The sequence below is a fragment of the Brevibacillus sp. Leaf182 genome, from assembly GCF_001423865.2.
Taxonomy (GTDB): Bacteria; Bacillota; Bacilli; order Brevibacillales; family Brevibacillaceae; genus Brevibacillus; species Brevibacillus brevis_C.
In genome coordinates, this window is the sequence record NZ_LMPN02000033.1 from 87,704 (window position 1) to 102,126 (window position 14,423).

The following is a 14,423-nucleotide window of genomic DNA, read 5'->3' on the forward strand; positions in this document are numbered from 1 at the left end:
TGTCTTGAATATAACTCGTTCGGATACGTTTGGATAATATTCAACTTGTACAAATCGTTATAAGGAATCTCTTCTTGTTCTACATAGTCCCAGATATCGTTTTCACGCCACCTTTGAATCAGACACCAAACAAACGTTCCTCATTCAACCGAACTATAAATGTACTCTCCATCACGCATGCATCACTCCTTTCTTTAGTTGCAGCAGGGTACAAATTTTAAAACTCTTTTACTTCCCCCGTTTGTGCATGAATTTGTAGATTAGTTTCTTTTTTATGATCATAGTCTGTTGCTTTAATTTGCCAATAATCCTTCTGTCCACTTGCACTTTTAATAATGATTCCGTCATCATGTTTGCTCTTTAAATAATTGATTGCGTGTTGAATCGCACTTTTTTCATCCATTTGATTAATAGGATTTTTGCTTTCTTCATTAATTACAAGTTTACTGAGTTCAGCGCCACTGGGATAAGACTGTGCTGATGGTGTTGTTGACCATGTAGATACTGTGTGACCAACTTCGATTTCATTATACGAGATGCTATTCCCCTTGCTATCGAGGAATACGGCTTCTTCATTTGGGAAATACCACTCTGCTGCATAGAAATTCTCATCGCTCGTCTTGGTTTCATCATTTTCTATAACTAAGAGACCTTTTTTTTCAAAATCTTTTTCAGTTACGTATCCTGTTAATGCTTGCTTTTCAACCTTCTGGTGATTAGTTGCACATCCAGTTATGAGTAATGCTGCAATGATTAATGTCAAAGCCTTTTTCAATGTGCTCATTTCCTTTCTGATTCCCCATAAGAAAACCTTCTCTCATGGGGAACTTTATTTCAACTAGTTACCAGTAAAAATTGAATCAATGCCAATACCATTTCCTAAAAAAGATGGCGAAGATGACTCCTTTTTACTATAATGAAAAACTGTGAAAAACGGCCCCGACTTTTCTGAAAGGGGAAAGTCACGATACGATACAGAAAAGAGGAACATTTTTGAACCTTCAACAACTAAAAATAGAATGGTTTTCTAACGTACGTGCGGACGTACTTGCAGGTGACAGATGGACAAATTCGTTGTCATCACTGGACTTAATGAGGAAAGCCAGCGATTGATTGATCGAGTGGGTATAAGCACGCCTGCCGGACATTTACCTGCCGTTTACATGGAAATCCCCTAACGGATACAAGAGCTGACATCTATTGTCGTTAGGGGATTTTCTTATGTCCGAATGAAGTCAAGGTCTCCTCTTATTTCATTTTTGCAATAGTCCGATCATATTTCCGAATTGGTCAGCAGTAAATTGCAGTGCTAGAATGATCAATAACAATATTCCTGCTTTTTAACTGCAAAGGTTGTGACAGAAAGATGGAATTTTCATGGAAACGTAATTTGATTGTGTTATGGATTGGGGTATTTTTCTGTAGTACCGCCTACTCCATCTCCATCCCTTTCCTGCCCATCTTCCTCCATACTTCACTGGGGGTCAATGAGCATCTGGAAGCTTGGTCCGGCATTTCGTTTGGCATCACGTTTTTAGCAAGTGCACTCATCTCGCCATTTTGGGGCTCTCTTGCCGACAAATATGGACGAAAGCCTATGTTGATTCGCTCTGGATTTAGCCTCGCTTTGCTGTACTATTTGACGTATTTCATTACCGACCCTTATTTGTTTCTTGTGTTACGGATCTTCCAGGGCCTGCTAGCCGGCTATGTACCTGCTGCTATTGCGTTGGTAGCGACGAATACACCAGAAAAAAACGTCGGGTACGCACTGGGGATTATGGCGACTTCGGGTGCAACCGGCGGAATTATCGGTCCGTTGGTTGGCGGCGTCGTCAGTCATGTATGGGGAAACGCCGAAGCTTTCATTTTTTCAGGATTTGTTGTGCTTGTAGCAGCACTGATCGCTACTTTCTTCGTGAAGGAAACGAACTTGAACCGATCCGGCAGCCGCTCGAGTGTACGAGAAGATTTACGTGCTGCACTAGCAAATCGCCCATTGATGTCCATACTGGGTATGAGCCTGATGGTCACGATTTCCGTTATGCTTCTTGAACCTTTATTAACCGTGTATGTCATGCAATTGGGCGCTTCGCAGCAAGACGCTTCTCTCAGCTCCGGCATCATTTTTGCGGCAGTCGGAATCGCGACGGTCATCGCTGCTCCACAATGGGGAAAGCTTGGGACAAAGGTCGGCTATTCCAAAATCTTGTTCATCGGCTTAATGGGTGGAGCGATCGGAAATTTACTGCAATTCTTCTTCACTAATCTGTATGGATTTGGCATTTTGCGATTCGCGTACGGACTGTTTTTTGCCGCTGTTTATCCGTCGATCAACGCCATGATTGTAAAAGTCACGGAACCAGAGTTTCGCGGCAGAGCGTTTAGCCTGAACCAATCTTCGACGCAGCTCGCGACGATGATGGGGCCAATCATTGGCGGCTTTCTCGGGGGACTCATCCCCATTCGCTTCGTATTTATCATAAATGGCATTGCACTGTTGATTACTGCCATCATGATTCGATCCAAGCGATCACAATTGGCCGGACAGCCGATGAAGCAGAAGAGCACGGAGCGTCAGCTAGCGACGAAGTAATGAGTGTAGCACGATTACAAGCAAAAACTCCCTCTCCAGCATACAGGTGAGCACCTGGCGATGACAGAAGGGAGTTTTTTCACGTTATCCCGCCTTTTCTTCCACGATCGTATTCGCTACAATAGTACGTATCCAAAGGATGAACAGAAGATTCTGACAACCAAAAAGTCAAATTATATACGCCTGGAAAGTACCCGCATAAACCGATTTGACGAGACCACTCATTTTGTCTGAGGAAAGGGGAACACGTACATGTCGGGAAAAACGGTGATCTTGCTTGTTCTGATCATTATTGGGCTGATCTGTGTCAATCTGTTTGTCTCCAACGGTTTCATTCGCCTGCTTGCTATCGCAGGAATCTTAGGGATTACTTTTGTTCTGCAGGGGGCCGTGGTTCGAAAGAGGTGAAGAGGGGACGGTTACCAGCTATTTGCATTTCGATGACAAGTACGATCTGCGCGAGCAATGTATAGCAGCTCAAATTAACCAGTTGCTTCGCATTGTATGTCTGGAGATCACCTAGTTCATCTCCCTTCCAAAACCGCATTACTTCACACTTTTGAATATTTGGAGCAACATGCTTCTTTCTACTCCATAATGCTGAAGAGTAAGGGAAGCACTGTATTTCGAAATCAAATGGAGACCATGTTCGGGGAAAGTCTGAGTGAATATCTGGATTCAATCAATCTCGATAAGGAAATGAACAGGGACATTACGGTACAATTTTTAACTTCAGCAACAGTGGGTATATTGGAATGGTGGATTATCCGTTCGATGCCATATCCCCCATCGGTCATGGTTGAACAATTTTGGAATTTACTGAACCGAGGTGTCGAAGGACACGAACATCATTCCATTAGAAGCCGCTAATTTGGCGGCTTCTTTTGTATTAATGAAGGCCTGCAGATTAATGAAGAGTTTTCTCAGGTTAGATAGAGGGAGGGAGTGATAATTGAGAGTATAAAAAACCATCTTGAACCTCGTATGAATATGCGCAGCTTAAGATGGGATATTTGATTAATAACGACTTCCCACTCGTTGTCTGTTAATTCATATCTTCGTCTCATAATTCTTATTTTACCGGATTATTTCTTTAATTTACAGTTTGCGTACACACCCTAGTAGATATACATTAAAATGCTTACACGTCCATTATCTTCTGCATCTGGGGCAAATACACAACCACGTGAAATGAGCTCTGGACATGAAAGGATTTTGCCATCAACCTTATTCCTAGTAACGACAACGACGAGTATGCCATCTTCAGACAAATGCTTGCGATCTCGCAGAATAGGATATTTTTACGTTGCCAAAGTACATTATTTTAATGGATGGAATTTTACTTGAACCTTTTTTCCCATTTAGTCCCCGCCTCAATTACATACGGTTACTACTGTCTATTAAAATCGAAGGGAATTCCCTTAGCTTCTATATGTTCGTATTTTTCCACTTAAGCTCCTTAGCTGATACTTTTAATAAGATACCTTTCTCTAAAAAAATTGTGCGGGATACCTTAGCGGCAATAACTCGGTACTATTCTATGGAAACTATTCTTAAAAATTGCGGGTTTATCTATATGACAATGAAACAGCATGTAATAGATATGAAACTTCTATCCGAGAGCCCGCTCTGTGCATCACGTACAATACCGATAACCCCTTCCGGCGAAGGGGCAAGACTAATTATAATTTTCATCTGGAATAAGGGAATCCTGGAGCTGTGATCTATTGATTAGCAAATGGATGCGACATTCAATAAAACTACATCCATGTTTGCGAATTTCTTCTCCCACTAAGGCCTTAACATTTTTTATGCGTGGCGACTCCTGTTTTACTGGCGCACCCAGAATAGGTTTTCAAAAAATAAGTATTGCTCTGATTGATCGAATACCAACACCCTTTCTTTTACAGGGGTGTTGGACCAACTTGAAGGCGTCATTAGTGTTTCCAATGCAGCACTTCATTCGGATTGGCAACATTTCGCCCGTAGTATTGGTGGGCGCGGAAGTTGTGGATCTCCTGACAGGCCTTGGACATATTCCCGAGTACGACTTCCTGTGGTAAATCACCGTGCGGACTCCAGTAATAGATTTTCATTTCATATGTCTCGCCATTTTCTTCTTCCCAGCTGTATTGAATGCGGTCCGCTTTCACAAACCCGTTCTTTTGATAAAAATGGACTCTCTTGATGGAATCTTCATCATTTCGATCGATAGGTTCTACCTCCAGAATGATGTCTTTCCCTCTCTTTTTGAGTGTCTGGATGACCTTGGTACCGATACCTTGTCCACGCGTGGCAGGATTGATTAGGAGGTAATCGATGAAGATAAACGTCGGAAACTCCGCGTACAGCAAAAGAAATTTGTCTGTATCGACTTTGTGGTAAATGTCTGTTTCCCTGATAAGCGCCTGAATTTGTCCTTCCTTTTTCATTTCATATTCTGGAAAGTATTCATTTAATCGGTCATACCAATCCATGAGACATTCCCCCACTTGATCACTCGTAATAATCTCTTTAGCTTATACAGAATTGCCCACAACCACTCAGGCTCAATTACCGAAGAATGTCAAGACCTTAATATTCTAAAGCAGGAATCTACTGAAGGTTATATATTATAACTACAAGGGTCACACGTATATGACTTGAAAAGTGTCTGGCGACACGAACGTACTACCATTCTGCGACACAAATGGGTTCAACAAGCCAGTTTTTAGAATCACATTTTTCTACAATCTAATACTCATATTTGTGTCACTCGACACCCATTATCCCCATATAATTTCGAAAACCGTCCCCTAACTACGGGTCACCTGTATAGAATAACTTGGTACTATTCTGTGGAAACGACTCTTAAATATGCAGGTTTATTCTAGATGACAATGATGAAAAACAGCATGTTTACAGTTATGAAACTTCTATCTGAGATTAAGATTTATATTCATCTGTGAAGGAGAGACACTAAAATTGACTGAGAAGAGAAAAATGAAGACGGAGAATAAAGAGTTGATTGGTTTGAAGGATTAGACCTGTTTAACATTATTTACTCTTATAAACAGATTCTTATTTTTGGGGGGACCACAAACGTGTCAATGCATATTCCGAATCCACGTAATTCCCTCTGTTTAGAAGGCGTGCATTGTGTCAAAACAGCATATATGGAAAAAATCCTTGATATAATATTATGACACTTCCCCTAAACAGCTAATCAAACCTGACATTATAAAAAATTCAAAAAAACCTGTTATGACAACGGTTTGTCATAACAGGTTTCAGATGTTATTTGTCACTTTTCCTTATAATCAGGTGACATACTTAAATATAAGCAGTGAAAACATCAATTATAAATCACATTTCCCCATCATGAATGGACGAGCACAATCTTGCCACGCACTCTACCCGTTTGACTAAAGAGATGCGCATCTCGAACCCCATCAAGCGTCAATGGATATACCTTCGTCAAGATAGGCTTTACGTTCTTGGCTTCCACTAGCGCACGGATATGATTCAGATTTACCCCATCTGGACGCGTAAACACAAAAGTAACATCCAGCTCTCGTTCATTCTCAACCGCATCAGCGAACGAAGGTTTCTTGGCATCACGCTCGCTAATAATGGTTGCCACTCTTCCTTGCCGCTTCATCAATTTTATAGCATCACCATACGCTTCTCCACCCAGCGTGTCCAACATGAATGAAAATTTTGTAGAAGTATGAAGTGGTCCTTGATCATAAAAAATGACTTCATCTGCTCCCAACTCACGGACATAATCACTGTTTTTGGAGCTGGTTGTCGTCGCCACATAGGCACCTAGCGCTTTTGCTAGCTGGATCGCCATGGAACCAATCCCGCCGTTTCCCCCCAGCACCAGGACTTTTTCTCCCGCTTGTACCTTCCCTACCTCCACCAATGCCTGCCAAACCGTTAGCCCGACCAACGGAAGTGAAGCTGCTTCCGCATAAGACAAACCACGTGGTATCGGGGCTACGATATTCGCCGGAACGACAATTTCATCTGCGTATGTCCCTTCTCTATCCAGCTCTGGACGGAAGAAGACTTCATCCCCGATTTGAAAATCCTGCACATTCGTACCGACAGCCATTACCGTGCCCGCGGCATCCCACCCTAAAATCAGTGGCAGTTCAAAAGGAAAATCTGCTTGCAGCAGTCCTTCCCGCACCTTCCAATCAACGGGATTTACCCCGCTCGCTTTTATCGAGATGAGCAAATCGTCCGGCCCGATCGGTTTTGTTGGCAGTTCAATTTCTGTTAACTGTTGGATGCCGCCGTATTGCTTAATACCAATTCCTCTCATCGAACTTCCCCTTTTTATTCGACTATTTTTTGCAATTGGTTTTCGATGTGACTCTCTCCCCATTCACACATGACATCCAGTACCTTCGACAGTGTCTTGCCGTACTCAGTCAAGTCATACTCGACGCGTGGGGGAACCTGCTGAAAAACATTTCGGGTGATAATGTTGTCCGCTTCCAATTCTCGCAATTGCTGCGTTAACATTTTTTGCGTGATGGCAGGCATTGCGCGTTTCAATTCGCTTGTCCGCTTTGTTCCTTTTGCCAACAAGCAAAGGATCACCACTTTCCATTTCCCTCCAATGACCTCCAGTGTTGCCTCTACAGGGATATTATATTTTTCCATGTCCTCCCCTCCTCATATGAAGCTGTAATCAAACTCACTCCGGTGAATCGATATGGGCCGGAAAATAAGGCAATACTTCTTGTCCTAGCTCATCGATCACCTCGACAATGGGACGCTTGCTAGGAAACAGGGCGAAAAACAAGTGATTGACACCGACTTCTTGATACACGGCCAGCAGTTCCAAAAGCATTTTTCTACCGACTCGGTAGCCTAATCGAATCGGCGTGACCGACTCATCCGGATTTTCCGCAAGATCCAAGTGAAGAGGCTGAATAAACGGCTTGAATACACCTGGATGATATTTCTGGACAAGCTCTCTCCATTCTTGGATGGCATGTGCTTGATTGAATGGATCACGCGGGTAATAAATCCAGCCATCTCCGTTTTGCGCAAACCAGTCCATTGTTTGTTGACTGTACCCCGTGATAAAAGTAGGAATGGGCGCGGTCGATTTTGGCACCAGATTCGCTCCGTCAATCATGCCGTATGGGGAGTTGATTTTTGGGAAATCCTCTGCCATGACCTTCTGCAAGTATTCGTAGCCATCGCGAAACAGCTCTGCACGCTGTTCATGCGGTACATTCAATCCATGGAAATCAGCCCGTCTGTCCCCGGAAGAAATACCCATCATCAAGCGTTGGGGAAACAAATTTTCGATGGTCGCTGTCTCTTTTGCCACTCGCAGCGGATGCCGCAGGGGAAGAACGATACTTGAGGTACCGAAAGTGATTTTTTTGGTTTGCGCAGCCAAATAGGTTAAATAGATCATCATGTCATAAATTTGCCCGGTTGCAGGGTCACCGAAGGAGGGGTCCTGTAAAATCACATCCCGCAGCCAGATTCCGGTAAAACCATAGTCTTCTGCCGCTTGGACGAGTTCAACCTGGCGCTCCATTGTCGGTGCTTCCCATTCGTATGCCTCTAACGGAATGTGAAATCCCAAGGTCATCTTGCCTTCTCGGAACATTCGCTGAAATCCATAATGACCGTCGAATTTGCTCATCGATGCTCTCTCCTTACGTGATGTATATGGAAATCAACGGCGGACTCATGCACTCATCCATCCGCCGTCTTTGTACAGTTAATGACGAGCTTTTTCCAGCTTGCTGCTGATCACCGTGAGTAATGCTGCACCTAACACCATCACTCCACCGACCCATGGTGTATGAATCAGCCCAATGGTATCGACGATGATTCCTCCCACAAAGGCTCCAATCGCAATGCCGAGATTGAATGCCGCAATGTTAATGGCAGAAGCTACATCAACAGCACTTGGTACGTATTTTTCAGCCAACTGCACGACATATACCTGTAAACCCGGTACGTTCATAAAAGCCAAAAGGCCCATCAGCATAATCGTCAGGGTTCCCACCCATTTGAGGGGAGCAGTAAATGTTAACAGGATCAGAATGATCGCCTGAATGATGAACATCCAGCGCAGCGCTTTTATCGGACTCTTGTCAGCCGCTTTTCCTCCGACCGTATTTCCGATCGCTACTGCAATCCCATAGACGAGAAGAATCAGACTGACGGCACTTGCCTGATAACCCGTGATTTCTTCCAGAATCGGACCTAAGAACGTAAAGGTTACGAAGGTACCGCCGTAGCCAAGTGCCGTAATCGCAAAGACAAGCAACAGTGGCACGTTTGTGATTATTTTCACTTGGTCTTTAATGGAAGCAGGCTTGGCTTTTTTCAAATTGCTTGGTACCAGAATCGCTGTCGAGATAAGTGCAATCACACCAAGAATGGCCACTCCCCAAAAAGTCGCTCTCCATCCAAACATTTGTCCAATAAACGTTCCCAAAGGTACGCCTGTAACGGTTGCGACAGTCAGACCAGTAAACATTGTCGCAATCGCACTGGCACGCTTGTTTTCTGGCACCAGATCGGCTGCAATCGTCGAACCGATGGAGAAAAATACTCCATGAGAAAACGCGGTAAAGAAACGGGCAATGATTAAAAGCGTAAAACTACTCGACAAGGCTGCCGCACTGTTGCCGACAACAAAGACAATCATCAAAAGCATGAGCAGCATTTTGCGTGGAATTCGACTTGTAAGTGCTGTAATAATCGGCGCTCCAATTGCTACTCCTAATGCATATCCAGAAATAAGAAGTCCTGCTAAGGTGATGGTTACTTTCAAATCCTGTGCGACTGTAGACAACAAACCGACGATAACAAATTCAGTAGTTCCGATACCAAATGCGCTGATTGCGAGAGCAAGTAAAGCAAGAGTGGAGTTTTTCGCACCAGTTGCTTGCTGCTTCACATTGGATGTAATTGTGCTCATCTGAGGTGTGTCCTCCCTTATTTTTTCTTGCCATTCACAAAGCAGGGCCCTTACTTAACATGATTGGCGAATATGTTGCATCTGAATGCTATTATGTCTCATGCCTCACTTGATAGGAAGTACGTACTTTCAAGTATCATAGGCACTAAAAAGTACCTTACACCTGTCATTAGGCAATAAAAAAAGCCGGGAAGACTACTCCCCGACTCTTACCCTATCTCTCTTGCAACGCTACTTTTAATCCCAATAAGATGTACACAGAACCTACGATTTTGCCACTCCAGCGGCCCAGCCAGGAAATTCGTTTCACCAGATGCCCCAATGGTCTGATACTGATCGCAATCAACGCGGTGTAAAAGAATCCCAAGATGGCGAAAATCAGTCCCAGGACAAGGAATTGGAAAATGGCTCCCCCACGCTCCGGATGTACGAATTGCGGCAGAAACGCCAGAAAGAACAACGCCGTCTTTGGGTTCAGTACTTCTGCGAGGATGGCTTGCCCATACGATTGCAGCGGTGGCAACGGTGTTACTTTTGGCAGTTCCGGGTCAACCGGTTTTTCAAGCATGGCCCGAACCCCTAAATAGACCAAGTAAGCGGCTCCCACAAATTTTACGAGATTGAATGCCCATGCAGATGTCATCAAAATCGCGGATAAACCGACCGCTGCAAAAATCGTATGAATGAAATCACCAGTGGCAATGCCCAGCCCTGCCATGATCCCTGCTTTACGCCCTCCCTGTACAGTACGCGTGGCAGTTAACAGGACAGCGGGTCCCGGAATTAAAAAGAGGCCGATCACAACAGCCAAAAATGCTCCCATGGTAGTCCAATCAAACATGTGCTCTCCCTCTTTGTATCGAATATTCAAATTCTCATCCTATCATAAACGATGTGCAGCAAGAACGATACGGTTTAGGCTTACTTTTCGGCTTCATGAGCTCGTGGCGGAAACAAAATCGTGATGATCGTTCCCTCCCCCACTCTGCTATCCAACGAGATGATTCCCTTGTGGGGCTTCTGATAAGGAACCGAGAAACGATGCAAACGCGGCAGGAGCCTATGGAACAGATCTACAAGCCATCTGCAACGCTCCGATCACTCGAACAATACGATAATGAAATGAGACTGAGCTGGAATTTCAGCATGCGCAGGGAGCTTCTTAAACAAGCTCCCTATTCTTTTGAAGAAACATATTGTCGAAAACTAACGATTGAATCTCCTCTTGCTGGAGGTTTTATAATCGGGACCTAAGGGGGCTGATACGTTGGATTCACTTGCAAAATATTTTTTAAAGTATTTGTCAAATCAGCGCTTGAAACGTAAAGGAGGTCAGATATCTTTCAAAACTATGTCGTCATGTAGGTTTTTTAAACAATACAGAACAAGGGAGCTGTAACATGGTAAAGAAGAAGAAACAGAGATTTCATGGCATTATTTTAGGATTACTAATTATGATATGTACTTCGTTGGTGATTGCATGCAGCACACAATCAACCACACCTGAACCAAATCAACAGCCAGAGGCTGACAAACCAAAGACAGGCGGAACCATCACTGTGGCTTACACAAGTGAAGCAGATACCCTAGATGTTCACAAGTCAGTTGGCAACGATATGAGTGTTACTTGGAATATGGGTGGATCGCTGGTCTACAAGGATCCTGTTACAAAAGAATTCAAACCTAATCTCGCAAGTGAATTCAAGATTTCAGAGGATGGAAAAACGTACACCTTTACCATTCGTTCTGATGTTACGTTTCACGATGGAACACCTCTGACTGCCAAGAGTTTTAAGGATACCTTTGAACGCATTAAGAATCCGAAAACAAAAGCAAAACTGGCGGGAATAGTTATGATGCCGGTGAAGAGCGTCAGTGCCCCTGATGATAAAACCCTCATCCTTGAATTACATGAACCCAATGTGTCGATTCTTGAAGATTTAGGCACTGGTGTAACTCAACCGCTATCCATGAAGGCCATTGAAAAATATGGTGAGGAATATGGACGAAATCCTGTGGGAATGGGTCCATGGAAGTTTGAGAGCTGGAAGGCTGGCGAGGGGGTTACATTGGTTCGCAATGAAGCCTTTACGTGGGCCATGCCGCTCAATGAAAATCAAGGACCGCCAAGACCTGATAAACTGGTGATCAAAACAATTCCAGATAAAAGTGTTATGTTGGCCGCTTTGGAAAACGGTACCATCGATGTTGCATTCGATGTACCCGCAAAAGATATCAAGAAGTATCGAAATAACCCAAAATATCAGGTTCTGGAACTCTTACGGGCTGGGATACCTCTTAGTTTATATATGAACTTGACAAAACCGGAGTTCCAGGATATCCAAGTCCGAAAAGCATTCCATATGCTGGTTAATAAACAAGCGATGGTCCAGGCGGTTTTGATGGGTGAAGGAGAAGTTGCCCAATCGTTGTTATCCCCTTCAACATTGGGCTATGATAAGTCATTGGAAAAATACGGGTACCAATACAATGTGGAAGAAGCAAAGAAGCTCCTTGACGCTGCTGGATGGAAGGTAAACGGAGAAGGCCTGAGAGAAAAGGATGGAAAAGTATTTACCCTTTCCTTTTTGAGCTCGGCTAGATTTGAGATGCAAGCTCAGTTGTTGCAAGCTATGCTGGGCGAGGTAGGTATCAAAGCTACCATTCAAAATTTAGAGGAGTCAGCGTTTAGTGATGGACAAATGAAAGGAAATTTTGATGTGACGATGGTTACTTATAGTTACGATGACCCTGATGCTTTATACCAAAGTTTCCACTCTAGCCAAATTGGTGCTGGCTTTAACATAAGTGGTCTAAAAGACGGCAAACTGGATGCCTTATTAACAAAAGGACGTGCAACCGCTGAAACGGAGGCCAGAAGACAGGTATATGTAGATGCCCAACAACATCTCCTTGAGCAAGCATATGTTGTTCCTATCTATAGTGACAAGGTCTTTGTGGTAGTAAGCTCGCGAGTAAAAGGCGTGAAATGGACGTCTTATTCTCCCAATTTCCAAGATAGCTGGGTAGAAAAATAAATGGAGTCTTTACGTCTACGTCAAGAACCTAATCGATACGTTACAGGAATAGCATCTTTTCTCGAATGACTTGGAAGATTGCAACCGAGACAAGATTAAAATATTGCATCAGACGAGGGGGAATGATCGATGAATTTTCAACATGTGATTGATAAGGTACCAGACTACAAGGTTTTTCTAACAGTAGATGAAATGGATGAAAGCACCAGAAAGCTGGCCGAAGAGTTTCCTGATGCTGTAACCGTATTTGAGGCGGGAAAGTCCCGCGATGGACACCCCATTCAATGTATCAAAATCGGAGACGGGCCCAAAAATGCGTTATGCTTTGCCTGCCCGCATCCTAACGAGCCAATTGGCGCGATGACCATGGAATATCTCTCCCGCGCATTGGCAGAAGACAAGGCTCTGCGCGACGAGCTGGGCTTCACGTGGTACATCATCAAATGTGCTGACCCTGATGGTACGCGACTAAATGAAAATTGGTTTAAAGGACCATACAATATTTTTAACTACATTAGAAATTACTTTAGACCTGTCGGCTACGAGCAGGTGGAATGGACTTTTCCGTTTGAATATAAAGAATATCGCTTTGACAAACCATTGCCTGAAACGCAAGTGCTCATGAAAATCATAGACGAGACTAAACCTGAGTTTATGTATTCTCTACACAATGGGGGGTTATGCGGTGCTTATTGGTATATTTCGCACGATTTGCCAGAATTATACGAGGGATTTCACAATTCAGCAAAGAAGGAAGACGTGCCTTTAGATCTAGGAGAACCAGAGACGCCATTTGCGACAGAGTTTGCCCCGGCCATCTTCAGTTTAAACGGGCAAGACGAATACTATGATTATATGGAGAAACATACAGGAAAACCCCCGACACTTGATGTGGGGGCAGACAGCCACACATACGCCTCTTCGAAAGCGGATTGTGTAACATTAATCACCGAGCTGCCATATTTTTTCGATCCACGAATAGAGGATCAGAGTGACTCAGATATCTCCCGCAGAGAGGCACTTCTAATCGAAGCTAATCAAAGTGAGGCTTTTTTTGAAATGCTGGAGGGACTTGTGGGTGGCATACGGTCCTATATTTCGAAGGATAACCCGTTTTTCAAGTTGATGGACCCCTCTTCCCCGGCACGCAAAGAAAGGAACGAAGCACAGAGAAAATGGGCAATGAGCGATCCTGAATTTGAAAAGCCGGCAAAGGGTTCCCAAGTTTTCAGCAGTTTCGTGGTATCGAAGTTTTATCGAGGATTAAGCTTAGGACTAGCGGTCCGCACTTGTGAATTTGAGCTAGAGCGGCTAGCAAAGGAAGGCTCAAACGACCAAGAGGCAATGACAAAACTGAAAGCAGTGCTGCAAGAAGGGCTTCGCCAATTGCAACAGTATACGGATGAGCTGGAACGCGAACTAAACTATACAGTTATTCCCATTCAGAAATTGGTACGTATTCAGTTGGAATGCGGTTTACTAGTCTCCAATCACATCAGCAAGAATCGGTAGTCTTGCTGATTAATAGCAAATAGGAGGTGGTACTCCCCTCCTATTTGCTATCAAAAGTTGCTTCATTCGCCAACAGTTGAAGCAATCAAAACCTGGACTAGCGAAACTTGCTGCCAATACGTATAGAACGGCTTTATGGATAGGAAAGTACTTTCAAGTAACTCTAATGAGCATCAATGTTGGGGATGATATTGGGTTAGAAGTTCATCCGACCACAGATCAGTTCATACGAATTGAAGAAGGCCAGGGACTCGTTCAAATGGGAGATAGAAAAGAAAATTTATACTTTCAACAAATCGCCTATAGAACTTCTGCGAGGATGGCTTGC

Annotated in this window: 12 protein-coding genes and 2 pseudogenes; 6 read left to right on the forward strand and 8 right to left on the reverse strand. The window is 43.8% G+C overall.

The window, feature by feature from the left end; genetic code table 11:
* Positions 1 to 217 precede the first annotated feature (217 nt).
* Positions 218 to 784, reverse strand: coding sequence for a YobA family protein (locus ASG16_RS24230; RefSeq protein WP_056493154.1), 567 nt, complete (start codon positions 782 to 784; stop codon positions 218 to 220).
* 582 nt (positions 785 to 1,366) lie between these two features.
* Here ASG16_RS24230 and ASG16_RS24235 point away from each other — a divergent pair.
* From ASG16_RS24235 to ASG16_RS24240, 3 genes and pseudogenes are all read left to right on the forward strand, one after another.
* Positions 1,367 to 2,596 (forward strand): MFS transporter, encoded by a 1,230-nt coding sequence (locus ASG16_RS24235; protein ID WP_056493151.1) that lies wholly within the window; start codon positions 1,367 to 1,369, stop codon positions 2,594 to 2,596.
* 252 nt (positions 2,597 to 2,848) lie between these two features.
* Positions 2,849 to 3,004: a hypothetical protein gene (locus tag ASG16_RS31050; protein ID WP_198674267.1), complete on the forward strand. Its 156-nt coding sequence runs from the start codon at positions 2,849 to 2,851 to the stop codon at positions 3,002 to 3,004.
* A gap of 13 nt (positions 3,005 to 3,017) precedes the next feature.
* Positions 3,018 to 3,466 (forward strand): annotated as a pseudogene (locus ASG16_RS24240) (TetR-like C-terminal domain-containing protein); the annotation flags it as partial.
* A 248-nt stretch (positions 3,467 to 3,714) separates the two neighbouring features.
* On the opposite strand, the gene ASG16_RS31395 reads toward ASG16_RS24240, so the two are convergent.
* The 7 genes from ASG16_RS31395 to ASG16_RS24280 all read right to left on the reverse strand — a co-directional run bounded on the left by ASG16_RS31395 (position 3,715) and on the right by ASG16_RS24280 (position 10,386).
* Positions 3,715 to 3,888 (reverse strand): hypothetical protein, encoded by a 174-nt coding sequence (locus ASG16_RS31395; RefSeq protein WP_370444416.1) that lies wholly within the window; start codon positions 3,886 to 3,888, stop codon positions 3,715 to 3,717.
* A gap of 645 nt (positions 3,889 to 4,533) precedes the next feature.
* Complete coding sequence (locus ASG16_RS24255; RefSeq protein WP_056493145.1) at positions 4,534 to 5,073, reverse strand: GNAT family N-acetyltransferase; 540 nt, start codon at positions 5,071 to 5,073, stop codon at positions 4,534 to 4,536.
* 881 nt (positions 5,074 to 5,954) lie between these two features.
* Positions 5,955 to 6,908, reverse strand: a complete 954-nt coding sequence (locus tag ASG16_RS24260) for an NADP-dependent oxidoreductase (RefSeq protein WP_056493142.1) — start codon at positions 6,906 to 6,908, stop codon at positions 5,955 to 5,957.
* 14 nt (positions 6,909 to 6,922) lie between these two features.
* Entirely contained in the window at positions 6,923 to 7,252 is a 330-nt protein-coding gene (locus ASG16_RS24265; protein ID WP_056493139.1) for a winged helix-turn-helix transcriptional regulator, read from the reverse strand.
* A 34-nt stretch (positions 7,253 to 7,286) separates the two neighbouring features.
* Positions 7,287 to 8,255: an LLM class oxidoreductase gene (locus ASG16_RS24270; RefSeq protein WP_056493136.1), complete on the reverse strand. Its 969-nt coding sequence runs from the start codon at positions 8,253 to 8,255 to the stop codon at positions 7,287 to 7,289.
* 78 nt (positions 8,256 to 8,333) lie between these two features.
* Positions 8,334 to 9,545, reverse strand: coding sequence for an MFS transporter (locus ASG16_RS24275; protein WP_056493133.1), 1,212 nt, complete (start codon positions 9,543 to 9,545; stop codon positions 8,334 to 8,336).
* A 214-nt stretch (positions 9,546 to 9,759) separates the two neighbouring features.
* Positions 9,760 to 10,386: a LysE family translocator gene (locus ASG16_RS24280; protein WP_111914513.1), complete on the reverse strand. Its 627-nt coding sequence runs from the start codon at positions 10,384 to 10,386 to the stop codon at positions 9,760 to 9,762.
* Between the two features lie 559 nt (positions 10,387 to 10,945).
* Between ASG16_RS24280 and ASG16_RS24290 the strand changes: the two genes are divergently transcribed.
* From ASG16_RS24290 to ASG16_RS31400, 3 genes and pseudogenes are all read left to right on the forward strand, one after another.
* Positions 10,946 to 12,583, forward strand: a complete 1,638-nt coding sequence (locus tag ASG16_RS24290; RefSeq protein ID WP_056493124.1) for an ABC transporter substrate-binding protein — start codon at positions 10,946 to 10,948, stop codon at positions 12,581 to 12,583.
* Positions 12,584 to 12,712: 129 nt separating this feature from the next.
* Entirely contained in the window at positions 12,713 to 14,095 is a 1,383-nt protein-coding gene (locus tag ASG16_RS24295) for a M14 family zinc carboxypeptidase (RefSeq protein ID WP_056493122.1), read from the forward strand.
* A gap of 115 nt (positions 14,096 to 14,210) precedes the next feature.
* A pseudogene (locus tag ASG16_RS31400) lies at positions 14,211 to 14,417 on the forward strand (cupin domain-containing protein); the annotation flags it as partial.
* Between the last annotated feature and the right edge of the window lie 6 nt (positions 14,418 to 14,423).